The 26563-nt window shown below is 72.0% G+C and carries 18 protein-coding genes; 11 read left to right on the top strand and 7 right to left on the bottom strand.

Annotated elements, in window-relative coordinates:
• The first annotated feature begins 90 nt into the window (after positions 1-90).
• From V4Y04_RS33165 to V4Y04_RS33155, 3 genes are all read left to right on the top strand, one after another.
• Positions 91-1305, top strand: a complete 1215-nt coding sequence (locus V4Y04_RS33165; RefSeq protein ID WP_332432027.1) for a GDSL-type esterase/lipase family protein — start codon at positions 91-93, stop codon at positions 1303-1305.
• A gap of 360 nt (positions 1306-1665) precedes the next feature.
• A complete protein-coding gene (locus V4Y04_RS33160) occupies positions 1666-3351 on the top strand; it encodes an ABC-F family ATP-binding cassette domain-containing protein (protein ID WP_332432026.1) in 1686 nt (561 codons plus the stop codon).
• A 1039-nt stretch (positions 3352-4390) separates the two neighbouring features.
• Positions 4391-5365, top strand: coding sequence for an acyl-ACP desaturase (locus V4Y04_RS33155; protein WP_332432025.1), 975 nt, complete (start codon positions 4391-4393; stop codon positions 5363-5365).
• A 146-nt stretch (positions 5366-5511) separates the two neighbouring features.
• On the opposite strand, the gene V4Y04_RS33150 is transcribed toward V4Y04_RS33155, so the two are convergent.
• The 3 genes from V4Y04_RS33150 to V4Y04_RS33140 form a co-directional block, all read right to left on the bottom strand.
• On the bottom strand, positions 5512-5760 hold the full coding sequence (locus V4Y04_RS33150) for a WhiB family transcriptional regulator (RefSeq protein WP_332432024.1): 249 nt from the start codon (positions 5758-5760) through the stop codon (positions 5512-5514).
• Positions 5761-6018: 258 nt separating this feature from the next.
• Complete coding sequence (locus tag V4Y04_RS33145) at positions 6019-7059, bottom strand: LacI family DNA-binding transcriptional regulator (RefSeq protein WP_332432023.1); 1041 nt, start codon at positions 7057-7059, stop codon at positions 6019-6021.
• 138 nt (positions 7060-7197) lie between these two features.
• The gene (locus V4Y04_RS33140) at positions 7198-8199 is read right to left on the bottom strand and encodes a multicopper oxidase domain-containing protein (protein WP_332432022.1); all 1002 of its coding nucleotides are present in this window, start codon (positions 8197-8199) and stop codon (positions 7198-7200) included.
• A gap of 259 nt (positions 8200-8458) precedes the next feature.
• Between V4Y04_RS33140 and V4Y04_RS33135 the strand changes: the two genes are divergently transcribed.
• Both V4Y04_RS33135 and V4Y04_RS33130 read left to right on the top strand, forming a co-directional pair.
• Positions 8459-10969 (top strand): ThuA domain-containing protein, encoded by a 2511-nt coding sequence (locus V4Y04_RS33135; RefSeq protein ID WP_332432021.1) that lies wholly within the window; start codon positions 8459-8461, stop codon positions 10967-10969.
• Positions 10970-10977: 8 nt separating this feature from the next.
• Positions 10978-13191, top strand: a complete 2214-nt coding sequence (locus V4Y04_RS33130; RefSeq protein WP_332433088.1) for an OmpL47-type beta-barrel domain-containing protein — start codon at positions 10978-10980, stop codon at positions 13189-13191.
• Between the two features lie 490 nt (positions 13192-13681).
• Here the strand turns inward: V4Y04_RS33130 and V4Y04_RS33120 are convergent, their stop codons facing one another.
• Positions 13682-14872, bottom strand: coding sequence for a zinc-dependent alcohol dehydrogenase (locus tag V4Y04_RS33120; protein WP_332432020.1), 1191 nt, complete (start codon positions 14870-14872; stop codon positions 13682-13684).
• Positions 14873-15106: 234 nt separating this feature from the next.
• On the opposite strand from V4Y04_RS33120, the gene V4Y04_RS33115 reads away from it, so the two are divergent.
• A complete protein-coding gene (locus V4Y04_RS33115) occupies positions 15107-16120 on the top strand; it encodes a DUF3048 domain-containing protein (RefSeq protein ID WP_332432019.1) in 1014 nt (337 codons plus the stop codon).
• 61 nt (positions 16121-16181) lie between these two features.
• Here the strand turns inward: V4Y04_RS33115 and V4Y04_RS33110 are convergent, their stop codons facing one another.
• On the bottom strand, positions 16182-16664 hold the full coding sequence (locus V4Y04_RS33110) for a MarR family winged helix-turn-helix transcriptional regulator (RefSeq protein ID WP_332432018.1): 483 nt from the start codon (positions 16662-16664) through the stop codon (positions 16182-16184).
• Positions 16665-16978: 314 nt separating this feature from the next.
• Here V4Y04_RS33110 and pcaH point away from each other — a divergent pair, with 314 nt between their 5' ends.
• From pcaH to pcaDC, 4 genes are read left to right on the top strand one after another with little or no spacing between them, the layout of a single operon-like run.
• Positions 16979-17779: a protocatechuate 3,4-dioxygenase subunit beta gene (gene pcaH / locus V4Y04_RS33105; RefSeq protein WP_332433087.1), complete on the top strand. Its 801-nt coding sequence runs from the start codon at positions 16979-16981 to the stop codon at positions 17777-17779.
• A gap of 5 nt (positions 17780-17784) precedes the next feature.
• Complete coding sequence (gene pcaG / locus V4Y04_RS33100; RefSeq protein WP_332432017.1) at positions 17785-18390, top strand: protocatechuate 3,4-dioxygenase subunit alpha; 606 nt, start codon at positions 17785-17787, stop codon at positions 18388-18390.
• Positions 18387-19763 carry a 3-carboxy-cis,cis-muconate cycloisomerase gene (pcaB, locus tag V4Y04_RS33095; RefSeq protein WP_332432016.1) on the top strand — a complete coding sequence of 459 codons (1377 nt, stop codon included), beginning with the start codon at positions 18387-18389 and terminating at the stop codon, positions 19761-19763. The genes pcaG and pcaB overlap by 4 nt, the downstream gene beginning before the upstream one ends.
• Positions 19760-20887, top strand: coding sequence for a bifunctional 3-oxoadipate enol-lactonase/4-carboxymuconolactone decarboxylase PcaDC (gene pcaDC, locus V4Y04_RS33090; protein ID WP_332432015.1), 1128 nt, complete (start codon positions 19760-19762; stop codon positions 20885-20887). The genes pcaB and pcaDC overlap by 4 nt, the downstream gene beginning before the upstream one ends.
• Positions 20888-21440: 553 nt before the next feature.
• Here pcaDC and V4Y04_RS33085 read toward each other — a convergent pair.
• A complete protein-coding gene (locus V4Y04_RS33085; RefSeq protein WP_332432014.1) occupies positions 21441-24149 on the bottom strand; it encodes an ATP-binding protein in 2709 nt (902 codons plus the stop codon).
• Positions 24150-24571: 422 nt separating this feature from the next.
• On the opposite strand from V4Y04_RS33085, the gene V4Y04_RS33080 reads away from it, so the two are divergent.
• Positions 24572-25582 (top strand): DUF2510 domain-containing protein, encoded by a 1011-nt coding sequence (locus tag V4Y04_RS33080; protein ID WP_332432013.1) that lies wholly within the window; start codon positions 24572-24574, stop codon positions 25580-25582.
• A 162-nt stretch (positions 25583-25744) separates the two neighbouring features.
• Here V4Y04_RS33080 and V4Y04_RS33075 read toward each other — a convergent pair whose 3' ends face one another.
• Positions 25745-26359 carry a TetR/AcrR family transcriptional regulator gene (locus V4Y04_RS33075; RefSeq protein WP_332432012.1) on the bottom strand — a complete coding sequence of 205 codons (615 nt, stop codon included), beginning with the start codon at positions 26357-26359 and terminating at the stop codon, positions 25745-25747.
• Positions 26360-26563: the final 204 nt, after the last annotated feature.

Here is a 26563-nt window from a genome sequence, read left to right as displayed (position 1 = left end):
ACCCACAGCCACCGACCCACGACAGCCGACCCATGACAGCCCACGGGATAAATGTTTGCGGATCGCCGGCACGCTTGACAGCCTGCGATCATGAGTACCCCCCACGCCCCCGCCAACGGCTCCTCCCCCACTTCTCCGGCGGAGGGCTGGATCACCACCCCGCTCACCGAGGAGCTGCTGCGCGGCGCGCTCGAGCTGGAACGGACCGCGCAGGGCGTGCAGCCGCACCGGTTGCCCGCCCGGGCCCGCGCGCAGGCCGCCGACGGTCAGCTGGCCATGGCGGAGGCACAGCCGTCCGGCGTCCGGCTGGTGCTGCGCACCCGGGCCACGGCCGTGGAACTGGACGTGCTCCGCACCAAAATGGCCTACAAGGGTGCTCCGCCCCGTCCGGACGGTGTCTACGACCTGCTGATCGACGGCGAACCGGCCGGGCAGACCCGCGCCCCCGACGGCAACGTCATGCTGATGGACATGGCCACGGGCTCCGCCGAGCTGCGGCCGGGCCCCGTGGGCACGGTCCGGTTCACCGGGCTGCCGGGCCGTGACAAGCGCGTCGAGATCTGGCTCCCGCACAACGAGATGACCCGGCTGGTCGCCCTGCGCACCGACGCCCCGGTGACGCCGGTGGCACCCGGGGACCGCAGGGTGTGGCTGCACCACGGCAGCTCGATCAGCCACGGCTCCGACGCCGCGAGCCCGACCACGACCTGGCCGGCGCTGGCCGCCTCGCTCGGCGGGGTGGACCTGGTGAACCTGGGGCTGAGCGGCAGCGCCCTGCTCGATCCGTTCACCGCGCGGACCATGCGGGACACGCCCGCGGACCTGATCAGCGTCAAGATCGGCATCAATCTGGTCAACACCGATCTGCTGCGACTGCGTGCCTTCGCTCCGGCGGTGCACGGCTTCCTCGACACCATCCGCGATGGCCACCCGACGACGCCGCTGCTGGTCGTCTCGCCCATTCTGTGCCCCATCCACGAGGACACCCCGGGCCCGAGCCTCCCCGACCTCAGCACCCTGGACGAGGGCCGGCTCCGGTTCGCGGCCATGGGGGACCCCGGGGAACGGGCCACCGGGAAGCTGACCCTCAACGTCGTACGGGAGGAGCTGGCCCGCGTGGTGAGGCAGCGGGCGGCCGAGGACCCGTATCTGCACTACCTGGACGGCCGGAAGCTGTACGACGAGGCGGACCACGCCGAGCTGCCGCTGCCCGACGCGCTGCACCCGGACGCCGCCACGCACCGTCGCATGGGCGAGCGCTTCGCGGAGCTGGCCTTCGGCGCCGAGGGGCCGTTCACCGGCTGAGCCGGCCGGCCCACCCGGCGCCCTTGCGGCCCGCGGGCCCGCGGGAAAAACGCGTTGACACCCGTTCCCGGCCCTTCGTACGGTGTACAACGCTTCTGTTGCCGTCGATCGGAGAAGGACGTTGCTCGTCTGAGGTTCTGAGACACCGCGTCACACCCATGTGGTGTGCACGCAGCGTGCGACCTCGGCATACGAGCCGTCCTTGCGGAACAGGGCTTTTTTTCATGCCCGCGCCTTCCCGCCCGGCTCCCGGTCGTCCGACCGTTGTCGTCCGGCGGCCGGCGTCGTGCGGTGGTCGCCCTCCCGCGGTGTCTCGATACGCGTTCGCCCCGACCGCACCACGCAACCGCGGAGGCCCGCATGACCGCATCCATCACCTGTACCTCCCTGTCCTTCACCTGGCCCGACGGATCCCCCGTCCTCGAGGACCTCGACGTCGCCTTCGGCCCCGGCCGGACCGGCCTCATCGGCGTCAACGGATCAGGAAAATCAACCTTGCTGAAGCTGATCGCCGGTGAACTCCGGCCGGCCGACGGCACCGTCCGTGTCACCGGTGAGGTGGGGTATCTGCCGCAGAACGTCACGCTCGACACCACGCTGAGGGTCGACGAGACGCTCGGCATCGCCGCCCGGCGGGCCGCGCTGCACGCCATCGAGGCGGGCGACGTGGCCGAGGAGCACTTCGAGACGGTCGGCGACGACTGGGACGTGGAGGAACGCGCCCTGGCCACACTCGGCGAACTCGGCCTGGGAGACATCGGGTTGGACCGCACCATCGGCGAGGTCTCGGGTGGCGAGTCGGTGCTGCTGCGGCTGGCCGCGCTGCTGCTGCGCCGGCCCGACGTGCTGCTGCTCGACGAACCCACCAACAACCTCGATCTGTACGCCCGAAGGCGGCTCCACACGGCCGTGGAGAACTGGCCCGGCGTCCTGGTCGTGGTCAGCCACGACCGCGAACTGCTGGAACTGGTCGACCAGATCGCCGATCTGCGCCGAGTGAACACAGCGGCGCGCAGCGCCTCGGCTGAGGGTGGTGGTGGGAGACGGGTGGGCGAGGTGACCTGGTACGGCGGCAACTACACGGCCTACGAGGAGGCGCTCGCGGTCGAGCAGGAGGCGGCCGAGCGCATGGTGCGGGTCGCCGAGGCGGACCTGCGCAAGCAGAAGCGCGGACTCGCCGATGCCCAGGTCAAGTTGGCCCGCCGCAAGCGGTACGGGCAGAAGATGTGGGACCAGAAGCGCGAGCCGAAGATCGTCATGGGTGCCCGCAAACGCGCGGCCCAGGAGTCCGCGGGCAAGCACCGCATCATGCACGAGGAGAGGCTCACCGGGGCGAAGGAACGGCTCGACGAAGCGATGGAGGCGGTACGGGACGACGACGAGATCCGCGTCGACCTGCCGTCCACGGCCGTACCGCCGGGACGTACCGTCCTCACCCTCACGGACCTCGAACTCGCCCACGGCGCACGGGTGGGCGGCTTCGAGCTGCGGGGCCCGGAACGGGTCGCGCTGATCGGACGCAACGGCGCGGGCAAGACCACGCTGCTGCGCACCGTCGCGGGCGAGCTCCCGCCGGTGTCCGGGGAGGCGACGGCGCAGGTTCCGCTGCGGTTCCTGCCACAGCGCCTGGATGTCCTCGACGGCGAGCTGAGCGTCGCCGACAACGTGGCACGGTTCGCGCCGGGCGCCACCGACAACCGGATCAGGGCCCGCCTGGCCCGCTTCCTGTTCCGGGGCACTCGCGCCGACCAGAAGGCGGTGACGCTCTCCGGCGGTGAACGCTTCCGGGCGACGCTGGCCGCGCTGATGCTGGCCGAACCGGCGCCGCAGCTGCTGATGCTGGACGAGCCGACCAACAATCTCGACATCGCCAGTGTCCGGCAGCTCACCACGGCGCTGGAGTCGTACGAGGGGGCGCTGATCGTGGCCGGCCACGACCTGCCGTTCCTGGAGTCGGTCGGGATCACGCGCTGGCTGCTGATGGAGGAGGGAGAACTGAAGGAGATCGCGCCGGAGGCCGTCGGACGACCCGGGCGGGGCGGGTGAGGCAGGCGGGACGAGCAGGGCGGACGAGGCGGGTGAGGCGAGTGAGGCGGGTGAGGCGGGTAGGGTGATCAGGCCCGTGTGACCCGCGTGTGACCTGTATGGGCCGGCCACCGGTGGAAGATCACAGGGCCGACGGGGTGACCCGGGCCGGGTTCGCCCTGCATGATGGCTGCGCCGGCACCCGGGGAACCGGCCGGCCCACCGGCGCCCTCTCGGTACCGCCCGACCTGCCCCGTCCGCTACGGAGTCACGCACGTGCCCAGCAGAAGGCTCTCGTCCGCCCCCGGCCCTCGACCGGCCGCAGGGCCGGTGACCCGCGCCGGACGGGAGGGCGTCGACGCCGACCGCGCGGTGGAGCAGCCCAAGGCACACTCCGGGGTTCCGCGCGACCACGGCCGGGAGCCGGCGGGTACGGGCGACGTTCTGGGGCGTGTTTCGAACGTAGCGCCGGCCGCCCGGAGGGCGGGCCCCGCGGCGTCATGGGGGTCCCCCCTGCTCGAGCGGAGCCGAGAGCTTGGGGGAGCGTGCGATCGCACGGCGGAGGGCCGCCCGCGTACCGGTCGTACGTGGGCGATCCCGACAACGCGGCTGGGGGTCCCCCTGCTCGAAGAGCTTGGGGGAGTGCGTGCCGGACGCCGCGGGGCAGGCGGGACTTTCGAAAACGCCCTAGCCCCTGGGCGCCCGGGGGGTCGCGCTGCCCGTGAGCAGGGTGCCGCACCTGAAGCCGGCGGGGACCGACTGCTGACGACGGCGGACACGCCGAAGGCGGCGGAGCTGTTCACCGACCTCGGTCACGCGCCGGAGCCGGCGGGCGTCGGGGGGTTCGGGAAACTCCAGGGCCGCGTCACCTGCCCCTCGGTGCTGCCGCGGGGCCTGTACGCCTGACGGAGGGCCCCCTCCTGGTCGGCAATCTTTACGGCACACTTAACCTACGGTTTCGTAACCTACGGATTCGTAGCCTACGATTCCGTAGGTTGCCGGCGCCGCTCGCCGACATCCCCGTACTGACCCCGTACTGCCCCGTCCCCTGGAGTACTTCATGTCGATCACCTCTCCCCACCTCGGCAGCTCTTCCGGTTGGACCGACGCCCGGCTGCTGTACGCGCTGGAGGAAGTGGTCGAGAAGGAGCTCAACCGGCATCTGAAGGTCACCAAGGACTGGATGCCGCACGAGTACGTGCCGTTCAGCGACGCCCGTAACTTCCCCGGCTTCTTCGAGGACGGCGAGGCCTGGGAGAAGGGGCAGTCCAAGGTCACCGAGGTCGGCCGGATCGCGCTGGTGGTGAACCTGCTGACCGAGGACAACCTGCCGAGCTACCACCACGAGATCGCCACGCTGTTCGGCCGCGAGGGCGCCTGGGGCACCTGGGTGCACCGCTGGACCGCGGAGGAGGGCCGGCACGGCATCGTGATGCGGGACTACCTGCTCGCGTCGCGGGCGGTGGACCCGGACAAGCTGGAGCAGTTCCGCATGTCGCACATGAGCGAGGGCTTCGAGTCGGACAACCGTCACTCGATGCTGCACTCGATCGCCTACGTCGCGTTCCAGGAGCTGGCCACCCGTATCTCGCACCGCAACACCGGCCACCAGTCCGGTGACCCGGTCTGCGACCGGATGCTGGCCCGCATCGCGACCGACGAGAACCTCCACATGGTCTTCTACCGGAACCTGCTCAAGGCCGCCTTCGAGCTCGCCCCCGACCTCACGATGCAGGCGGTGCGGGACGTCGTCGTGAACTTCCGGATGCCGGGCCACGGCATTCCCGGCTTCGAGCGGGCCGCGGCGCAGATGGCGATCGGCGAGGTCTACAACATGCGCATCCACCACGACGACGTGCTCCAGCCGGTGATCCGCTACCTGAAGATCATGGAGATCGACGGGCTCGGCCCCGAGGGCGTCAAGGCCCAGGAGGAACTCGGCCTGTTCCTCGGCGGTCTGGACGCCGAGGCCAGCAAGTTCGACGAGAAGCTCGCGGCGCGCAAGGCCCGGATGGCGGCGCGGGCGGCCGGCTGACCCCTGCCCTCCCGACGACAGCGGTGGGCCGCCCCGACGACGGGGCGGCCCACCGTCGTCGTTTCCCCGGCCGGAGTCCCCCTTGGCCCTCATCGGGGCCCCTCGATGGCCTCCCTCGGGGTCTCTGCGACCGCGGTCCTGGGCCGTCAGCACCGGGTCGTACGCCGTAGATCCAGCCGCTCCTTCTCGGAGAGTCCACCCCAGACGCCGAAGCGCATGTCGTTGGTCATGGCGTAGTCGAGGCAGGTGGCCCGGATGGGGCACAGACCGCAGATCCGCTTGGCGTCACGGACCGAGCTGCCGGGCTCGGGGAAGAAGAAATCTCCCCCGGTCTGCGCGCACAGGGCCTCCTCCTGCCACGCGAGGTCGGGCGACGCGATGGTGTCGATGTGCATGCCCGCCAGCGTGCCGGGGGGTGAAAAACGTTCGGTCAACGACAGATCAACGCGGCGCCCCGGACCTCGGACCCCGCGCTCCGGGCCCCGGCCCACGACCGCCCTCGCGCCCGCATCGGCACCCACACCCGCTCCGACCGCACGAACGATGCCCGTGCCGGCGCCGGAACACACGGCGGCGCGCGGAGTGTTCTCGAGCGAAGACGCGGGTGCCGTCGGGCCGGGGCCGGCCGCGGGCCTCACGCGGAGGCACGGGCCTCACGCGGAGGCGCGGCGTACCAGGGTCGTCGGGAAGATCACGCTGGAGGGGGCACCGCCCACGGTCTCCCGTGCGGCGGCGGTGCGGTCGAGGCCGCGCAGCAGGAGCCGGGCCATCAGCCGGCCCATCTCCTCGATGTCCTGGCGGACGGTGGTCAGCGGGGGGTCGGTCTGCTCGGCGAACGGCAGCATGTCGTCGAAGCCCACCACCGCCACATCGTCCGGCACCCGCCGCCCGTGCTCGCGCAGCACCCGCAGCGCGCCCACCGCCGTGAGGTCGTTGGCGGCGAACACCGCGTCCAGGCCGGGGCAGCTCTCCAGCAGCTCCCGCATCGCCCGCTCGCCGCCGGCCAGGGTGAAGTCGCCCTCCGCGACGAGCCGCGGATCGGCGTCGACCATGGCGTCCCGGTAGCCGTCCAGCCGGTCCGCGGCGGAGGTCTGGTCCAGGGCGCCGGTGATGTGCGCGACCCGGCCGCGGCCGAGGCCGAGCAGGTGCCGTACGGCGTCGCGGGCGCCGCCGCGGTTGTCGCTGTCGACGTAGACGACACCGTTCCTGCCGCCGGACCAGTCGGGCCGGCCGCCGAACACGACCGGGACCCCAGCGCGCTGGATCAGCTCGGGCAGCGGGTCGTCGAGGTGCAGGGAGAAGACCAGCGCGCCGTCGACGTGGCCGCCGGCCAGATAGCGGGCGACGCGGGCGTGGTCGTGGCGGCCCTCGGTGAGCAGCAGGACGAGCTGGTTGTCGTGTGCCGTCAGCTCCCTGCTGATGCCGCGCAGCTGGCGGGCGAAGAAGGGGTCGGCGAAGACGCGGCTCTCGGGTTCGGCGACGACGACGGCGATGGCGTCGTGCCGGTTCGTCACCAGGCTGCGGGCGGCCTGGTTGGGCACGTAGCCGAGCTCCTCCACCGCCAGCCGGACCCGCTCGGCCAGGGGTTCGGTGACGCCGTCGGCACCGTTGACCACGCGGGAGACGGTGGCCCGCGAGACCCCGGCCCGCGCGGCCACGGCCTCCAGGGTGGGGCGCGGCACTGTCTCGGACACGTCGGGGGCTCCTCATCTGCGGCTGCGGATCAGGATAGCCCCGGCGCCCCGGGCCGTGAGAGCGCTCTCGCTCGGGGGCCCCGCCGTACGCCCGTACCCCCTTCCTGCCCCAGCGGCCGCTCCGCGGCCCGGACCCCGTCAGTGCTCGTGCTTCCCGCTCTCGCTCTCCTTCGGGGCGGTCTCCTTGCCGTGTCCGTGTGCGTGCGGGTCGTATCCGGGGATCGTGCCGTCCGGCTTCTTCACCAGGAACAACCCGGTCATGCCCATGTCGGAGTGGCTCTGGACGTGGCAGTGGTACATCCAGGCGCCCGCCCCCACCCCCTCCCCAGCGATGATCTGGAAGCCGAAGGAGTCCGCGGGTCCGACGATCTTGTTGTCGATGACCTGGCTCGGGTCGTCGGGTCCGGTGAGCATGCCGGTGCGGTTGTCGGCCCAGCGGTGACCGTGCATGTGGAAGGTGTGGTAGTACTCGCCGTGCGTGATCATGACGATCTCGACGCGGTCACCGACGGTGGCCTCGAGGTCGGGGCCGGTGTGGGCGGGCCGGTTGTTGATCGTCATGTCGTTGAAGACGATGGTGTGCGTGCGGTCCGGCAGGACGTCTCCCTTGCGCCGCACGATCACCGCGCCGTACAGGCCGTTGCGGATGCCGCCGGTGCCGTGTTCCGTGCCGACGACGTGGTCGTGGTAGTGCCAGTAACCCGCGCTGCCCGACCGCCAGGTGCCGTCCGAGCGCCGTCCGGGCTTGTGGGTGCGCCAGGTGTAGGTGCGGGTGCCGCCGGGCGCGACGTCGCTGTGGTTCATCCTGGTGCCGTCGCTGGAGATCTCGTAGTCCAGGCCGTGGACGTGCAGGCTCACCGGTATGTCCATGGTGTTCTCGAACTCCACGTGCAGCGTGTCGCCCTCGTTGAGCTCGATCAGCGGGCCGGGGACGGACGCCTTGCCCTTCTCCAGGCCGTAGCCCATCTTCCCGCCGTCCAGGCGCTCGGCGTACAGCTTGATGCGCCTCACCTCGCCGCCCGCGGGAGCCGTCCTCGCCGGTGTCGGTGCGCTCACCGCCTCGGAGGATCCCAGGGACAACGATGTCGCCGCGACCGCGCCACCCAGCAGTACCCGCCGGTTGAAGTCGCGTCTGTCCATGCCGAACTCCCCTTACTCGTACGGGACTCGATGGTGCCGAGCATCGGAAGGCGTGTGCGCGCCGACTGTGAAGTGGCTGTCATGAACCTGGGAAACCGTAGCGGCCACCCCTCTGTTTATCCACACTCAGGACAAAGTTCGTTTCATTGCGGCCATAAGTATTGGCGTGTGACGCAAAGAGGTCTAGCTTCCTTGACGCTGTTGCCGCGACCGAGGAGGGGTGGGTGGCCACGTGCGGTTCACATCGCATCAAGGACCCATGCGCTTGCACGGATTGAGCACGAGAAGCACGAGAAGCACGAGAGCGGACAGAGCGAGGCGAAGGGCCTGGGCGGCGACCGTCGCCGCCGGGATCGTCGCCGCCGGACTGCTGTCGGGTCCCGCCGCCAGTGCGCGCCCGGCCCCCGACCCGGCCCTGACAACGATGTCGATCAAGTCGCCCCCGGGCGGCGCGAACGTACGGGTGCTGCTGTTCCACGGTTCGGCCGCGGCCGGCGACGAGTCGCCCCTGGTGAACGCCGGGATCGAGGCGATCGAGAAGATCGGGCTGTCCGGTCCGGAGAACCAGCGGTTCCAGGTCACGGCGACGGACAACGCCTCGGTGTTCACCAACGACACCAGGCTGAGCCGCTTCAACGCGGTCGTCTTCCTCACCGGCGGCGGGGATGTCCTCGACCCGGCGCAGGAAGCGGGCCTGGAGGCGTACATGGAGGCCGGCGGCGGGTTCGTCGGCATTCATGACGCGGCCCGCGCGGAGCCGTACTCGGACTGGTTCACCGGTCTCATCGGGGCCCGCCCGGCCGCGTCCGGCCCGGCGGACGCCCAACGGGCGACCGTCGAGGTCGGCGACCGGCGGCACCCGGCGACCAAGAGCCTGCCGCAGGAGTGGAAGCGGCCCGACAAGTGGCTGAACTGGCAGCGGAACCCGTCCGGCGAGGTGCACACCGTCGCCAGGGTCCGCGAGTCGACCTACCGGCCGGGGGCGAGCGCCAACGGCGCGGACCACCCCGTGAGCTGGTGCCGCGACTACGACGGCGGACGGTCCTTCTACACCGGGATGGGCGGCACGGTGTCGTCGTACGACGAGACCGACTTCCGCGACCATCTGCGCGGCGCGCTGCTGTGGACCAGCCGGCTGGTCCAGGCCGACTGCAAGGCGACCGTCAACGGCAACTACAAGGCCGAGCGGCTGACCCAGCCCAACCAGCCGGGGAAGAACGACCAGATCGGTGAGCCGCACGGACTGGTCGCCGCCCCCGACGGCCGTGTCTTCTACATCGGCCGCGGCGGCGCCGACTCCTCGCAGCCCGTGGTCACCGACTGGAACAACCCGAACATCGGCAAGGGCACGGGCGAGATCCACGTCTACGACCCGAAGACCGGGAAGACCGCCCTCGCCGGGGCGCTCACCGTCTTCGGCAACAAGGGCGGCGGCGACGAACTCGTCAAGGTCGAGGAGGGCCTGCTCGGCATCGAGCTGGACCCGCGGTTCGAGCGCAACGGGTGGGTGTACCTGCATTACACACCCCACTCGGAGATCGACCGCGACAAGCGCATGGCCGACCGGCGGGTCTCGCGCTTCACGTTCGACGAGTCCACCGGCAAGCTGGACCTGGCCAGTGAGAAGGTCCTGCTCGACTGGCCGGTGCAGATCCACAGTTGCTGCCACTCGGGCGGCGGACTGGCCTGGGACTCCGAGGGCAACCTGTACATCGCCACCGGTGACAACAACTCCAGTGGCTTCAGCGGCGGTTACTCGGGCAACAACCCCGAGCCGAACTACAAGGGCGTCTCCTTCGCGGACGCGCGCCGTACGTCCGGCAACACCAACAACCTCAACGGCAAGATCCTGCGCATCCACCCGGAGCCGGACGGCACCTACACCCTCCCCGAAGGCAACCTCTTCACCGGCGAGGAGACCGCGGAGGGCGGCGGCAAGACGCGCGGCGAGATCTACGTGATGGGCGTGCGCAACCCGGCGCGCATCTCCGTGGACCCGCGGACCGACGTGCTCTACGCCGGCTGGGTCGGCCCGGACGCGGGGCAGCCGTCGACGACCTGGGGCCCCGCCAAGTACGACACCTTCGCCGTGATCGAGAAGGCGTCCAACCGTGGCTGGCCGTACTGCATGGGCAACAAGCAGCCCTACCGGGACCGCAATCTGCCCGATCCCTCGCAGCCGCTGGGCTGGTACGACTGCGACCACCCGAAGAACGAGTCGCCGAACAACGACGGTCTGGTCAATCTGCCGCCGGTGACCGGCAACAACATCTGGTACTCGCCGCAGGGCGGCGGCCCGGACTTCCCCCGGAACGCGAACGGTCTCCCGTCCTACAAGCAGGACGAGGCCACCTACCGGCTTCCCTGGCTCAAGGGCGGCGGCCAGGCCGCGATGAACGGGCCCGTCTACCGCTTCGACGAGGCCAGCGGCAGCGACACCAAATGGCCGGCCTACTGGGACGGCAAGTGGTTCGTCGGCGACTTCTACGACGCCGACCAGCCGCGCAACGCGGTGCTCATGAACCCGAAGACACAGGGCGACGGCGGACTGCCGGTGCACTCGGAGTCGCTGAAGAAGATCGTGCCGGTCGGCAACGACGGCATCAAGAACCTGATGGACTGGAAGTTCGGTCCGGACGGCGCGCTGTACGTCCTCGACTACGGCCGCGGCTTCTTCACCTCGGACGCCAAGTCCGCGCTGTGGCGGGTCACCTACACGGGCGGCGGCCCGACCCCGGCCGCCGGTCAGCTGGCGAGGAAGGCCGAGTGAAACCAGTGATGCGTGGGCAACGAAGAGTCTGGGCCGCCCTGCTGGCCGCCCTCCTCATGATGTTCGGTCTGCAGACCACCTCCGCCGCCGGCGAGCCGGAGGCCGGGCAGACGGGCAAGGCCGGGGCCGCGGCGGACCAGGTGCTCACCTGGACCGCGGGCAACGACATCGACAAGTACCTCTCGGCACCGGCGACCGCGGTGGCCGGACCGGCGACGATCGTCTTCGAGAACAGTGCGGCCACCGGCAACACCACCGGTATGCCGCACACGCTGACGTTCGCCACGTCGGACCCCGAGTTCAACAACGACGTCCAGCTGAACGTCCTCGCCAACCCCGCTGACGCCCAGGGCGGCCGGCACACCGCCGAGGTCACGCTCACGCCGGGCCGCTACTTCTACCACTGCACGATCCCCGGCCACGGCGCGATGCAGGGCATCTTGGTGGTGACCGAGGGAAGCGGGGAGGACACCACGGCACCCGAGGCGACGGCCGAGGTGACCGGCACGCAGAACGCCGGTGGCGCGTACGTCGGTTCGGCGAGCGTCGTCGTCGAGGCCACCGACGAGGGCTCGGGCGTCGAGCGGATCGAGTACGCGATCGGCGCCGACGGCGCCTGGCAGCCGTACACCGCACCGGTGGTCGTCGACCAGGTCGGCACGCACACGGTGCGCTACCGCGCCCTGGACAGGGCGGGCAACGTCTCGGCGGTCAAGAGCGTCGGGTTCACCGTCGTCGCCCCGCAGTCGGACGACACCACCGCCCCGGAGACCTCGGCGACGGTGGCCGGCGAGAAGAACGCCGACGGCGCCTACATCGACATGGCGACCGTCACCGTCAGTGCCTCCGACACGGGCTCCGGTGTCAACGCCATCGAGTACGCGGTCAATTCCGGCGCCTGGCAGGCGTACGGCGGACCGGTGATGGTGCATCAGGTGGGTACCCACACCGTGCGCTACCGCGCCACCGACAAGGCGGGCAACGTCTCGGCGGTCAAGAGCGTCGGGTTCACCGTCGTCTCCGCGCCCCCGCAGGACACCACCCCGCCGGTGACGGGCGTGAGCGTCGAGGGGGCGAAGAACTCCGCCGGCGCGTACGTCGGCGGCGCGAAGGTGACCGTCAGCGCCACCGACGCGCACGGCAGCGGTGTCGCCGGTATCGAGTACTCGCTCGACGGCGGGCCCTACCTGGCGTACACGCAGCCCGTGGTCGTCGACCGGGCGGGCCGGCACACCGTGGCGTACCGGGCGAGCGACAAGGCGGGCAACACCTCCGCGCCGCTCACGGTGAGCTTCACCGTCGTGACCGGCCAGGTCCCCGCGCCGCCCTGCCCGGAGTACGACGAGCGGCTGACGGTGTTCGTCGGCGAGGTCGACTCGGGTGTACCCAACCGGGTCACCAACAATCGGTGCCGGATCGGCGAGTTGATCGAGGACGAGAAGGAGTGGACGTCCAGCGCGCTGTTCCTGAAGCACGTGAAGGGCGTGCTGGACAAGCTCAGGAAGGAAGGCGTCGTCGACCAGCGCGAGTACCGGGCCGTCAACCAGGCGGCCCGCCAGTCCGGGATCGGCACGCCGGGTCAGACCGACGGCTACCGCAAGATCCTCGACGGCAGCGCGGCGGCGTTCGCCAAGTGGCAGCAGGTGGGCGGTGGTTCGTTCGCACTGAACCAGGACGGATCGATCACGTCCGACACCACGAAGTCCGGGCTCGGCATGCTGTGGTTCCCCGAGCGCAAGTACGGCGACTTCTCGCTGAAGTTGCAGTGGCGTGACGACGCACCCGGTACCGGGAACGCCAACTCCGGCGTGTTCGTGCGGTTCCCGCAGATCCACGACCACCCGGAGGAGAGCCGGCCGGAGTGGGTCGCCATCAAGTACGGCCACGAGGTCCAGGTGTTCGACTCACCCACCGGCGACATGTACAAGACCGGTTCGGTCTACGGCTTCGACCGGGTGGGGCTGGCCGGCGCGGGTGTGACCCAGAAGGGCACCTGGAACGACTACGAGATCCGGGTGGAGGGCCAGCACTACTCGGTCCTGCGCAACGGTGTGCTGATCAACGAGTTCGACAACACCGGCGGTCAGGACTTCACCCCGCCGCGCTCGGACGACCCGGGCACGGACGGGCGGCGGTTCGCCTCCGGTTACGTCGGCCTCCAGGTGCACGGCACGACGGACGTGGTCTCGTACCGGGACGTCCGGATCAAGGAACTGCCGTGAAACCCCCGCTGTGGCACGAACTGCCGTGACACAGCGCTGATTCACCGGTGAAAGTGGATCGGCACGCCGGGCCGGGAAGCCGCGGTTCCGGGCTTCCCGGCCCGGCGCTGCCGTACCCGGCTCGGCTGCACCCGGCCGGATCCTCCCGGAGTCTTCGGGCACTCGGACACTCGGGCGGGTACGGAAGACCGCCGAGTCCGCGGTCGTGCTCGTCCCGTCGGACGAATTCGAGCAGGTACTCGAGAGGGAATCTGTGATCGTCCATGCCCGCGTGCACGTCACCGATTTCGGCGAAGCGCGCGGGCATGATCGCGAGATCGAAGTCCCTCGGGTGCGGGCGAGCGCGTACGGAGTGGGCGGCGGTGCGGTCGCGGGCCGTCCGGGCCGGCTGCACGTACGAGCGATCGGAGGAGCCGGTCCGCCACGGGCTCGGGGAGGTCCTGGGGCACGCCGGTGAGGACCGGGGCTGCCCGATGTCGCCGGCCCCGGCTCACGGCCGCATGAGGACCTTGACCGCGCCGTCCCGCTTGTGCTGGAACATGTCGTAGGCCATGGGCGCGTCCGACAGCGGCAGGCGGTGGGTGGCGAAGTCCTCGACGCCGAGGGGGTCGTCGTCCGTGAGGTGGGGGACGATCTCGTCGCTCCAGCGGCGCACGTTCGCCTGCCCCATGCGCACCTGTATCTGCTTGTCGAACATGGTGAGCAGGGGCATGGGGTCCGCCGAGCCGCCGTAGACGCCGGAGATCGAGATGGTGCCGCCGCGGCGCACCAGGTCGATCGCCGTGTGCAGGGCGGCGAGCCGGTCGACGCTGAAGCGTTCGGCCAGGGGACCGCTGAGTTTCCGGGGCAGCAGCGCCGCGGTGTTCTGCACCAGGCGGGCCACCGCGCTGCCGTGCGCCTCGGTGCCCACGGCGTCGATCACGGCGTCGGGGCCGCGCCCGTCGGTCCGGTCACGGATCGCGGTGACCAGTTCCTTCTCGTCGTCGAAGGAGCGCAGGTCGAAGGTTTCCACGCCCCGTTCCTGCGCCCGGCGCAGCCGTTCCGGGACCAGGTCCACGCCGAAGACCCGGCCGGCGCCCTGGAGCCGGGCGATCCGGCAGGCCATGTCGCCGATGGGGCCGAGGCCGAGCACGGCGATGCTGCCGCCCTGGGGGACGCCGGCGTAGGCCACCGCCTGCCAGGCGGTGGGCAGGACGTCGGAGAGGTAGACGAACCGGTCGTCGGACGGCCCTTCGGGGACCTTGATCGGGCCGTACTGGGCCTGCGGGACCCGCAGGTACTCGGCCTGGCCGCCCGGCACCGCACCGTAGAGGCGGGTGTAGCCGAACAGGGCCGCGCCCATGCCCTCGGCGCTGACCTGGGTGGTCTCGCACTGGGTGGGCAGGCCCGTGAGGCACATCCAGCAGTTGCCGCAGGCGATCTGGAACGGCACGACGACACGGTCACCGGCCTGGAGGTCCGGTACGCCGGCACCGACCTCCTCGACGATGCCCATGGCCTCGTGTCCGAGGATGTCGCCCGGGGTCATGAACGGGGTGAGCACCTCGTAGAGGTGCAGGTCGGAGCCGCACAGGCCGGTGGACGTGACCCGGATGACGGCGTCCGTCGGTTCCTCGATCCGCGGGTCGGGCACCTCCTCCACGCGAACGTCCCGCTTTCCCTGCCAGGTCGCTGCCCTCATCGCCGCCTGCTCCCTGCGTCGTAGTGGCCGGTACGCCGTCCGTACGGTCCGCCGGTGCGTGCTGTGCGCCGTTCGTGCGGCGGGCGCTCCGGGTACCCGGGGGGCCGATGCCGAACCGCTCCCCACTGGGCCGACCGGCGGAAGCTCCCGCGCGGGAACACCATCGATCAGCCATAGCCACCGACGATCAGAAAAGCGCACAATCAAGACAACCGATGATGTGGGGCAGGCAGAGTGGCGACGGTGGGCACGGGACGAAGAGCACGCGCGCGACGCGTCACGACGGCGAGAGCACTGCTGGCGACGCTGCTGGCGGCCGGCCTGGCGGCGGGCTGCACGGCGTCGAACGGTCCGGGGGACGACGGACGCGGGTCGCCGCGCACCTCACACCCGGCCGGGACGGACGAGACCCGCGGGGGCGACCGCCCACCGGTCCTCGCGGTGAAGATCGACAACGCCCCCGCGGCCCGCCCCCAGACGGGCCTGGAGTCTGCGGACGTGGTGTACGTCGAGCAGGTCGAGGGCGGCCTGAGCCGGCTGATGGCGGTCTACGCCACCCGGCTGCCCGAGTCCGTCGGGCCGGTGCGCAGCGTCCGGGAGGCCGACCTGGAGCTGCTGCGCCAGTTCGACCGGCCGATCCTGGCGTTCTCCGGGGCGCAGGGCAGACTGCTGCCGCTGATCGACCGGGCACCGCTGAAGCCCCTGACTCCCGAGACGTCCGGCTCGGGTGCGGGCGTCTACGTCCGGGGCACCACGCGGTCCGCCCCGCACAACCTCTTCCTCCAGCCCCGGCGTCTCCTGGACGGCCCGCCCGGCCGTGCCTCGCTGACCACCGGCTTCCGCGACGGCCCGCCGCCTCCTGGCGGTGAACCCGCGAGCACGCGCACGGTGCGCTATCCGGCGGCGCGCTTCACCTTCAGCTGGTCCGGCGCCCGCGACCGCTGGCTGGTCTCCATGGACGGCACCCCCACGGTCACCGCGCGGGGCGAGCCGGTGGCGCCCGCGACCGTCGTCGTGCAGTACGTGACCGTCCGCCCGTCCGACTACCACGACTCCCGCGGCAACAACACGCCGTACACCGAGACGGTGGGCTCCGGGACGGCCACCGTGCTGCGCGACGGGCGCGCCCACGACGTCCGCTGGAGCCGCCCGGACGCCTCGGACGGCACCGCGTTCACGACGGACGACGGCACCGCGGTGAACTTCGCGCGGGGGCAGGTGTGGGTGGTCTACGCCAAGGCCGCCTGACCGGCGCGGGGCCGCCGACAGTGCCACAGGATCAGCGGGCACCGGATCAGCGGCCGCCGGGTCAGTGGGACGCCGGATCACCGGGGTCCCGGGCCACCGGCTCGCCGGGGTGGCGCAGCCCCTCGGCCGCGTCCGCCACCCGCCGGATCAGCGCGAAGAAGGCGGCCTGCTCGTCGGCGTCCAGCGGGCCCAGGAAGACCTTGTTCATCCGGGCGGTGCGCACCGCCAGTCTGCGGTGGGTGCGCAGGCCGTCGTCCGTGAGCCGGAGCAGGAAGCGGCGGCCGTCCTGCGGGTCACGCGTCTTGCCGAGCAGTTCCCGCCGGATGAGCCGGCCGATCACCTCGGCGATGGTGGACCGGTCGAGCCCGACCCGCTCCCCCACGGTGCGCTGGTCCAGCCCCGGCTCGGCGACGAGCGCGTTGAGGACCGCGAACTGCGGGGAGGTGATCTCCTCGGAGACCATCGTGTTCCACAGCAGGTGGTGCGCCTGCTGGAGCCGCCGGGCCAGGTGCCCGGGATGGGTGGTGAGGTCCACCGCGGCCATGTACGCCCCTCACTGCCGATGCCGTCGGTCCATTGCCGCAGCCCGTCGCTGCGACGCGTTGCCGCGACGCGTGGGTGTAATGCGTGGGTTTAATTCGTTGGCGCACTGAACGATACCCGCACAGGACCGACCCTGTCTGCGGTACGCGGCGGCATTGACGCAGGGTGCACCGGGGTATTGACGCTCCCGCCCGACGATGACAGCGTGAGGGAACTGCTATGAAAATACTCAGTGCCCTGACTAATTCGGGACCGGCGGCGCAGATCGACGACGCGCGTCCGGCCGACTGGGCCGGAAGGGACGGGGTACCCCGGATGGACAAGGTGGTGGCTTCCGTGACGAACGTTCTCACCCAGCACGACATCGACCGGGAGATCGCGGCCGAGCACGCCGCGTACGAGAAGCGGGTGGCGGGCGGTGCCCCGGTCGAGCACCATCCACGCCGCGACTACCGGCCGTACCGTTCGTCGGTGCTGCGCCACCCCCGGCAGCCGGCGATCGCGGTCGACGTGACCAAGGACCCCGAGCTGGTGGAGCTGTCCTCCCCCGCCTGGGGCGAACGGGACGTCACCGAGACCGACAACGATCTCACCCGGCAGCACCCCGGCGAGCCCGTCGGCGAGCGAATAACCGTCTCCGGGCGGCTGCTGGACCGCCACGGCCGTCCCGTGCGCGGCCAGCTGGTGGAGGTCTGGCAGGCCAACTCGGCCGGGCGGTACGCCCATCAGCGTGAGCAGCACGACGCACCGCTGGACCCGAACTTCACCGGCGCCGGCCGCACCCTCACCGACGGCGAAGGCTTCTACCGCTTCACGACCATCCAGCCGGGACCGTATCCATGGCGCAACCACGTCAACGCGTGGCGCCCGGCGCACATCCACTTCTCCGTCTTCGGCAGCGCCTTCACCCAGCGGCTGGTGACGCAGATGTACTTCCCGAACGACCCGCTGTTCCCGTACGACCCGATCCTGCAGTCGGTGACCGACGACGCGGCCCGTCAGCGGCTGGTGGCGACCTACGACCACAGTCTGTCGGTGCCGGAGTTCTCCCTCGGCTACCACTGGGACATCGTGCTCGACGGCCCGCGGGCCACCTGGATGGAAGAAGGGCGCTGACCGTCATGACGAAGATCGACACGGGCACTCCGGAGAGCGTGCCGCCCACCCCCTCGCACACCGTCGGCCCCTTCTACGGCTACGCGCTGCCGTTCCACGGCGGTGAGGACATCGCCCCGGCCGGCCACCCGGACACCGTCACCGTGCACGGCCACGTGTACGACGGCGAGGGCAACCCGCTGCCGGACGCACTGCTTGAGGTGTGGGGGCCGGACCCTCAGGGCAACCTGGCGACCGCCGACGGTTCGATGCGGCGGGACCCGGCGAGCGGCGGCTTCCTGGGCCGCAACGGGGTGGAGTTCACCGGCTTCGGCCGGATCCAGACCGACGCCGACGGCCACTGGTACGTGCGCACACTGCGGCCGGGGGCCCGGGGGCAGAACGCGCCGTACCTCAGTCTGTGCGTGTTCGCGCGGGGTCTGCTGACGCACCTGTTCACCCGGATCCACCTGCCGGACGACGAGGCCGCGCTCGCGGCGGACCCGCTGTTGTCCCGGCTCGACGCGGACCGCCGTGCCACGCTGATCGCGGCGGACGAGGGGCGGGGGACGTACCGTTTCGACATCCGCCTTCAGGGCGAGGGCGAAACGGTCTTCCTGGAGTTCCGGTGACATCGGCCGATTCCGGCACCGGTCTGCTCGCCCCCGGGTGGACCGGTTCCCCGGCCGCCGCCCAGGCCGGGGACGGCGCCGTCCTGCGGGCGCTGCTCGACGCCGAGGCCGCGCTGACCCGGGCGCAGGCGGCGGCCGGGTTCGCCCCCGCCGAGGCGGCGGCGGCGGTCACGGAGGCGGCCGCCGACCCCGGGCGCTTCGACCTCGCGTCCCTCGCCGAGCGGGCGCGGGACGGCGGGAACCCGGTGATCCCGCTGGTCGCGGATCTGACCCGGGCGGTGGGTGAGCCCCACGCTCCCTATGTGCACCGGGGGGCGACCAGCCAGGACATCATGGACACCGCTCTGATGCTGGTGGCCCACCGCGCCCTCGGCCCGCTCCTCGACGACCTCGAGCGCGCTCAGCGGGCGCTGTCCGGCCTCGCCGCCGAGCACCGCGACACGGTACTGCCGGGGCGCACACTGACCCAGCACGCGGTGCCGACGACGTTCGGGCTGAAGGCCGCCGGGTGGCGCTCCCTCGTGCTCGACGCCCGCGACCGGGCGACGGCCGTACGCGTCTCGCTCCCCGCCCAACTCGGCGGCGCCGCCGGCACGCTGGCCGCGTTCACCGCGTACGGGGCGACGGACCCGACCGTGCTTCCCGCGCTCTACGCCCGGGAGCTCGGACTGTGCCCGCCCGCTCTCCCCTGGCACACGCTGCGCACACCGGTCGCCGACCTCGCCGGCGCCCTCGCCTTCACCGCCGGGGCCCTGGGCAAACTCGCGGCGGACGTGCTCACGTACTCCCGCACCGAGATCGCGGAACTCTCCGAGGGCAGCGGCGGCGGGTCCTCGGCCATGCCGCACAAGGCCAACCCGGTGCGTTCGACGCTGATCGCGGCGGCGGCCCGGCGGGCGCCACAGCTCGCGGCCACGCTGTACGGTTCGCTGGTCGCCGAGGACGAGCGGCCGGCCGGGGCCTGGCACGCCGAGTGGGAGCCGCTGCGGGAGCTGCTGCGCCTGACCGGCGGCGCGGCCCGGGACGCCGCCGAACTCACCGGTGGACTGCGGGTGCACGCGGACGTGATGCGCGAACACCTCGGTCTGACCCATGGGCTGATCGTCTCCGAGCGGCTGTCCGCCGAACTGGCGCCCCTCCTCGGCCGCGGCCGGGCGAAGGAACTGCTCACCGCTCTGGCGCGGCGCGCGTACGCGGAGGGCCGCGACCTCGGAGCGCTGCTGGGCGACACGCTCGATGAACTATTGCTTGCGGAACCGGAGTTGGCCGAACGCCCGGAGTGGAAGGGGTTCGACCTCACCGCCGCGACCGATCCCGCCCGTTACACCGGCTCCGCCGGACCCCTCACCGACCGTGCACTGGAGCGCTCGTGACCGACATACTCCTCAACCACCTTGTCGAGGGCTCCGGTTCCGCTCCCCCGCTGTTGCTCGGCCCTTCGCTGGGCACGTCGTACGCCCTGTGGGACAAGGTGGCGCCCGAGTTGTCGGCCGCGCACCGGGTGGTCCGCTGGGACCTGCCGGGACACGGCGGTTCGGCGGCCGGGCTGATCGGCCCCGGCGCGACCGTCGGTGATCTGGCGGATCTGGTGATCACGCTCGCCGACGCCCTCGGCATCGAGCGGTTCGCCTACGCGGGGGTGTCGCTGGGCGGCGCGGTGGGTCTTGAGCTGGCCGTGCGGTATCCGCGGCGGGTGTCGTCGCTGGCCGTGATCTGCTCCTCGGCGCACTTCGACGGTGCGAGGGCGTGGGAGGAGCGGGCGGCGCTGGTGCGGAGCGAAGGCCTCGCGGAGCTTGCGCGGAGCGCGGACTCCCGCTGGTTCACGTTCGGTTTCACGGTGCCGGAGCTGGTCCGCGACCACCGGGACGCCGATCCCGGGGCATATGCCGCCTGCTGCGACGCGCTGGCCGCGTTCGATCTGCGGGACCGCCTCGCACGGATCGGGGCGCCGACGCTGCTGGTGGCCGGCCGGGAGGATCCGGCGACGCCTCCGGCGCATCTGCGCGAGATCGCCGACGCGGTGCCGGGAGCGGGTCTCGTCGAGATCCCGGGTGCCTCGCATCTGGCGCCGGCGGAGCGCCCGGAGGCGGTACTGACGGCGCTGCGCGCCCACTTCGGCGGGGACGCGGCGAGCGGGATGCGGGTACGGCGCGAGGTTCTCGGGGACACGCACGTGGACCGGGCCCAGGCCCGGCAGACGCCGTTCACGGCGCGGTTCCAGGACTTCATCTCGCGCTATGCCTGGGGCGAGGTGTGGACCGATCCGACGCTCAGTCGTCGCGAACGCAGCATGATCACACTCACCGCCCTGGTCGCGCACGGCCACTACGACGAACTGGCCATGCACGTCCGCGCGGCACGGCGCAACGGGCTCACCCCGGAGGAGATCGGGGCCGTGCTGCTGCAGACGGCGGTGTACTGCGGAGTCCCGGCGGCCAACTCGGCGTTCGCCACGGCCCAGCGGGTGCTGGCGGAGGAGCCCGAGGGGCCGTCGTGACGCGTTGCCGCTCCAGGGGGCGACGGGCGGGAAAGGGCCCGGGACGACGGGACGCCACGGCCTGTCAGCGGGCGGGCCGTGCGGGCCCTGCCCCGCAGAGCGGCCGGTGAGCGGACCGGGCCTCTCCTGCCGATGACGGAGGTGACGGCGGTTCCTTGGGTGACGGCGTCCGCTGTCGTCGGAGCACTGTGGACCGACACCGGTCGGGGCGCGGACCCGCGTCCGGCCGGGCGTCCCGGGCAGGCCCTCACCGCCGGCCCCACCGGGAACACGCGGGCGCCGCCGCGCCCGGTGGCCGAGCGGGACGCGGTCGGCGGTGAGCCCGCGGGTCACCGGGGCCGACTGCCCGGCTCTCCTCCCGGGGCCGTGGCCGAGCCGGCGGCCGGGGCCTGCCCGGCGGACCGTCCCGCAGACGCGGCGTCCGGCTCGCCCTCCCCCAAGCCCTTCGAGCAGAGCGCCCCAGCGGTGTTGCCGTCGGTCGCCGGCTCCCCGCCTCCGCCTTGCAGCCGCACGCGCCGGCCTCCGCTCGCCCCGGCTGGACGGGTACCGCCGGTCACCTCCGGCTCGATCCGCCGGACAGGCCCTGGGCCCGGCCGGTCGCCGTGGCCAGTTCGGCCTCGGCGCGGGCGGCCAGGCCGTCCGCGCCGCAGGAGCGTGCGAGCGCCAGGCCCCGCTCCAGGTCGGCCCGCGAGCGGGCGAGGATGCCGTACTCGACACGGGCCGCCGCGTGTTCGTACTGGCAGGGTGAGGACTCCAGGTAGGTGACGGCCTGGCCGGCGAGTCGCACTGCCCGCCGGCCGGTCTCCAGGGCGGCGGCGCAGCGCAGGGCCTCGCCTATGGCGGTGTCCGTGCCGAAGCGCTCGGCCCTGCTGCGGTACTCGACGGCGAGCCGGGCGGCACGGGCCGGGTCCTCGGCGGCGAGGACCCGGGCGAGGTCGGCGGCCCAGAACAGATGGACGGGGTTGTGGTGGCCGCGGGAGGCCGCCGCCTTCTCGGCGGCCTCCAGTTCGTTGATGCCGTCCTTCGTACGGCCGACCGCGAGCAGCAGTCTGCCGCGCACCGAGCGGGGGTCGGGCAGCACGATGGTGGACGGGTAGGGCGGCGCGAACCCGTACCGTTCGGCGACTTCCCAGGCCTCGTCCACATGGCCGCGGACGAGCAGGGTGTCGACCAGGTTGCAGGTCGCCGTCCAGTACAGGGGCAGGCCGCGGCCCACGCGTTCGGCCAGACGCAGGGATTCGCGCAGCGACTTCTCCGCCGCCACGAGGCGGCCCCGCCTGCGGTGCGCGAGACCGATGTAGGCGTGGGCGAGGACCAGGTGGCCGCCGCTCCAGCCGGCTGTCTCGTAGGAGCGCAGGGCCTCGTTGTAGAGGCTTTCGGCGCGGTCGAGACGGTCGGTGTAGGCGTATGTGCTGGCCAGCATCAGCAGCAGTTCGACGCCCCACTCGGCGTCGGTCCAGCCCAGGCCGGGCGCCAGGCGACCGTTGACGAGGACGCGGTCACTGCTCTCGGCGACCGCTTCGGCGTTCTCGCCGCGCATCATGGCGTCGAAGCCGCGCAGAATGAGCAGCGCGCGTTCCGAGTTGTCCCGGCCGGTGCAGGTGGCGGCGAGGGTGGCGAGGCGTTCGGAACGGCCCGGAGTGGTGGTCTCGCCGGCGTGGATGCCTTCCCACATGAACTGCACGGCCTGCAACCGCATCCGGGCGGGGCCGGGCTCCAGCCGTGCGGCCTCCTCGTCGACGGTGCGGACGGCCTCCTCCATCTGGTTGTTGTGCAGCAGCGCCTGGGAGAGCCGGACCACGGCGTCCACCCGTGCGTCCCCGTCGAGGCCGGACATGCCCAGTGCGGTCCGCAGATGTCCGATGGTCCGGGCGGGCGCGGTGAGGAAGGTGGCGCAGCCCAGTTCGTAGAGCACGCGCGCGTGGATCTCGGGGCGGGGTGGTTCCTCCAGGGCACGCTCCAGGCAGCGGCGGGCGGCGTCCGGGGCGCCGACGGCGAGGTGTTCACCGGCGGCGTCCCGCAGTTGCCGGACGAGTTCCTCGTCGTCGTCCGGGTGCACTTCGAGGAGGTGGCGGGAGGCGGACGCGGCGCCGCGTCCGGAGTCGGTGACGATCCGGGCGGCGATGCCGTGCATGGCGCGGCGCAGCGCGTCGGGGATGGAGTTGTAGACGGCGGTGGCGATCAGCGGGTGGACGAACTCGAGGTCGGCGGGCCCGGTGCGGCCGGTGCCGGGGTCGGGGTCGGTGAGGATACGGTCGCTGCGCAACCGCTCGGCGCAGCGGACGGCGTCGTCGTGGTCGAGGGTCGTGAGCTCGGCCACCAGGTCGACGGTGATGCCGCTGCCGAGGATGGCGGCGGCCCAGGCGAACCGGGTGGCGTCTACGCCGAGTTCTTCCAGCCGGGCGACGACCCCGCCGCCGCGGGCGGAGCGGTTCAGCGCGCGCAGTTCACCGGCGTTCGCCTCGACGGGTTCGAGTTCGCTGTCCTGGACCTTGGCGAGGAGTTCCACGGTCTCGTAGGGGTTGCCGCCCGTGACGGCCCACACCTCGCGGCAGAACGCGGCGTCCGCGTTCTCGCCGAGGGTGGCGCGGGTGAGGCCGGCCGCGGCGGGCGGGGTCAGCGCGCTGAGGACGGTGACCGGATGCTCGGTCGCGGCGGCGACGGCGTCCAGGTGGCGGGTGCTCACCCCGGAGATGTCGCCGGGCCGGCGGGCGACCACGACGAGCACGGGCAGATCGGCCAGGCTTTCCGTGAAAGTGGAGAGCCAGTTCAGGGTCTCCTGGTCGGCCCAGTGGGCGTCGTCGATCGTCAGTACCAGCGGCCAGTCCCGGCGGGCCAGCCGGCGCACGGCGGCGACCAGGCCCTCGCAGACGCTCTGCGGGTCGGCGTGCCGGTCGCCGGGCTCGGCTATGCCGAGGGCGGGGCCGGCGATGTCGTACCAGTCGCCGAGGTACTCGCGGGCCTCCTCCGGCAGCATCGACACCAGCGCGGGCTGGAGGAGCTGGCGTACGACGTTGAACGGGACGGTGCGCAGGGTCTCGCCGCCGCGGGCCGACCACACGGTGCAGCCGCGCTGTTCGGCGATGCGCCGGGTCTCGGCGAGCAGCGCGGTCTTGCCCAGCCCCGACTCACCCCGCAGCACCAGCAGGCTGCCGGGCGAGGAACGGTCCGCGCACAGGGTGTCGACCACCGCGGTGATGGCGGCGACCTCCTCTTCCCGCTCCCAGAGAGAGGCCGAGGCCGTGGGCCGCACCTCCGTCATTGCGCTGCCTCCCCAAGTCGTCCGAACGACGTACCGGCGTCGAGCGTAGTCCTCCGAGGGCTCCGACGGAGCGGTACCGGCCGGGCTCTTGCCGTGACGGGTGACACCGGGTACGGGGGTCGACGCACCCTGCCTCTCATCAGGGACCCGACGGTCAACACCTGTCAAGGGGAGGAAAAGTGATGGAGTGTCGGATCTTTTCGGCAGGGACAGGGGCTGGGGCGGAGACGAGTCGGAGGGCCGCCCGGACATCCCGGTTCCCGGGGGCCGGGGGCCGGGAGCCGGGGGGGCGAAGGCCGGGGGCCGAGGGCCGAGAGCCGGGCACGCTCACGGGGCACGCACCCGTGGCCCGCGAAACCTCGGACTCCGAACTTACGGACCTCTCTCATCCCTCTTTCACCGACGCCTCATACGGTGGGGGCATGACGCAGGCGACTCCTCCCGGGTGGTATCCCGACCCCGGGCAGACGAATGACGGACCGGCCACCGAGCGCTGGTGGGACGGTACTGCCTGGACGGACCAGGTCCGGCCGACGGGATCGGCACCCGCCTGGGAGCTTCCCGCACCGGTCACGGCCGCCGGACCGGCGTATCCGGCCCCACCGGTGTACCCCGCCTACCCGGCGCATCCCGGGTATCCCGGGTATCCCGGGGTCGTGCAGTCCGGTCCGGGCTCCGGCCGGGGGCGCGGGCTGCGCATCGGAATAGCCGTGGCGGCGGCCGTCGCGGTGCTGGCGAGCATCGGGGCCGGCGTGTACGCGCTGACCGACGACGGCGGGAGCGACAGTTCCACCGCCTCGCAGGCGCCGGGCGGACGGGACGGGGGCCCGGGAGGAGGTCCCGAGGGCGGTCCGGGCGAGGAGGACCCCGACTCGGACACCTCTGAGCCGCCGCGGGTCGAGAGCGGGTCGGTGACCGACGGGCTGAGTGGAATCAGCCTGCCCATCCCGGACGGCTGGTACGGCCAGGAGGGCCAGGTGGGCGCCCAGATCATGTCGGAGGACACGTACGACTGCCCCGGCAACGCCTCCAGCACCTGCACCAAGGGCGGCGCGTACTCGGCACCGGCACCGGCCCTCGGCACCCGCGGCTCCACCGCGGAGGCGGTCGCCAAGGCGGACATCTCCGCCAACGCCGAGGAGTCGTACGGCGGCGATTCCTACGGGAGGATCAGCTCGCACGAGGTCCTCGAGTCCAAGGCGGTGACCGTCGCCGGGCAGAAGGGCTACCTGGTGCGCTGGAAGGCGGTCACCAGCAAGGGCTCCGACGGGTACGTCCAGTCGCTGGCCTTCCCCTCCCCCGCGCAGCCCGAGCAGATGGTCGTCATCCGCTTCGGTCTGGACACCGACCAGAAGCAGTCCGTCCTCGACGACATCACCAAGGGCATAGAGAAGGCGGAGGGCAGCGGCCGCGGCAACGGCCAGGACGTCTGAGCCCACCGCGACGTCCTCCCCCGCCCCGCCGGGAAGACGGCCGGGTGGGGCTCTCCTCCGCTCAAGGGGAACCCCAACCGGCCGCTGGTGCGCCGCCCCCGTCCCCACGGTGCGGCGCGGTCAGGTCGCCGCCCGGTCGTCCGGGAACGGCGGTACCTGGTCTTATTCGAGGCCGAGTACCGGCAGTACGGCGGCCTCGACGAACCGGAGCAGATAGTCCGGATCGGCGTTCTGTCCCTCCAGGAGGGGCCGCACCCGCAGCACCCCGAAGAACTGGGCCGGGATGTACTCCAGCGCCGGGTTCTCCGCGGAAACCTCACCGCGTTCGGCCCCACGCCACAGGATCGATTTCAGAGCGGCGATCTCCGGTTCGACCAGTGCTTCGCGCAGCGCCTGGGCCAGTTCCGGGTCCTGCGTGACCGCGTGCCCTAGTGCCTGTAGCAGCGAGGTGCCCTCCGCCGACCACGCGCTCGCGCTCCGGGCGGCCTCGCGCAGGTCCCCCGCGAGAGTGCCGGTGTCGATGCCGGTGAAGCGCGTCTGCCCGCTGGAGCGCAGGGCCGCGGCGACGAACCGGGGCTTGGTCTGCCACTGCCGGTACAGCGTGGACTTGCTGCACCGTGTCCGGGCCGCGACCCCGTCCATGGTGACGGCGTCGTAGCCGCACTCACGGATCTGTTCCAGGACCGCGTCGAAGAACTCCTGCTCACGCTCGGGCGTGATCTTGGAGCGGCGCGAACTGCCGACCGGTTCCGGCTGGTCCGCGGCCTGCGACGTCATCGGCTCGACTCCTCGCTCCTGGGACAGGTCCTCCGGGGTGCCGGCTCGCCCGTGCGCCTGCGTCCCCTACTCATCGATACGTGAGTGTACCGGAACGGCTCCGTATCGGTACACTCGCGTACCGATACTCACTCGTATCGGTACGGGCTCGTATCGGTACGCACTCGTACTCAGCGCGGGCTCGCACTCAGTGCGGGCTCATAT

The organism is Streptomyces sp. P9-A2 (genome assembly GCF_036634175.1).
Lineage (GTDB): Bacteria > Actinomycetota > Actinomycetes > Streptomycetales > Streptomycetaceae > Streptomyces > Streptomyces pratens.
The sequence above is the reverse complement of the archived record's forward strand: the minus strand, read 5'-3'. Positions and strand labels throughout refer to the sequence as shown.

Bases quoted from the DNA above. Each gene is read 5' to 3' on its own strand.
- V4Y04_RS33130 (WP_332433088.1), top strand. From the start codon at position 10,978: ATGCGTGGGCAACGAAGAGTCTGGGCCGCCCTGCTGGCCGCCCTCCTC.
- V4Y04_RS33075 (WP_332432012.1), bottom strand. From the start codon at position 26,359: ATGACGTCGCAGGCCGCGGACCAGCCGGAACCGGTCGGCAGTTCGCGC.
- V4Y04_RS33120 (WP_332432020.1), bottom strand. From the start codon at position 14,872: ATGAGGGCAGCGACCTGGCAGGGAAAGCGGGACGTTCGCGTGGAGGAG.
- V4Y04_RS33160 (WP_332432026.1), top strand. From the start codon at position 1,666: ATGACCGCATCCATCACCTGTACCTCCCTGTCCTTCACCTGGCCCGAC.
- V4Y04_RS33150 (WP_332432024.1), bottom strand. From the start codon at position 5,760: ATGCACATCGACACCATCGCGTCGCCCGACCTCGCGTGGCAGGAGGAG.
- V4Y04_RS33110 (WP_332432018.1), bottom strand. From the start codon at position 16,664: ATGGCCGCGGTGGACCTCACCACCCATCCCGGGCACCTGGCCCGGCGG.
- V4Y04_RS33135 (WP_332432021.1), top strand. From the start codon at position 8,459: ATGCGCTTGCACGGATTGAGCACGAGAAGCACGAGAAGCACGAGAGCG.
- pcaG (WP_332432017.1), top strand. From the start codon at position 17,785: ATGACGAAGATCGACACGGGCACTCCGGAGAGCGTGCCGCCCACCCCC.
- pcaH (WP_332433087.1), top strand. From the start codon at position 16,979: ATGGACAAGGTGGTGGCTTCCGTGACGAACGTTCTCACCCAGCACGAC.
- V4Y04_RS33080 (WP_332432013.1), top strand. From the start codon at position 24,572: ATGACGCAGGCGACTCCTCCCGGGTGGTATCCCGACCCCGGGCAGACG.
- V4Y04_RS33165 (WP_332432027.1), top strand. From the start codon at position 91: ATGAGTACCCCCCACGCCCCCGCCAACGGCTCCTCCCCCACTTCTCCG.
- V4Y04_RS33155 (WP_332432025.1), top strand. From the start codon at position 4,391: ATGTCGATCACCTCTCCCCACCTCGGCAGCTCTTCCGGTTGGACCGAC.
- V4Y04_RS33140 (WP_332432022.1), bottom strand. From the start codon at position 8,199: ATGGACAGACGCGACTTCAACCGGCGGGTACTGCTGGGTGGCGCGGTC.
- V4Y04_RS33085 (WP_332432014.1), bottom strand. From the start codon at position 24,149: ATGACGGAGGTGCGGCCCACGGCCTCGGCCTCTCTCTGGGAGCGGGAA.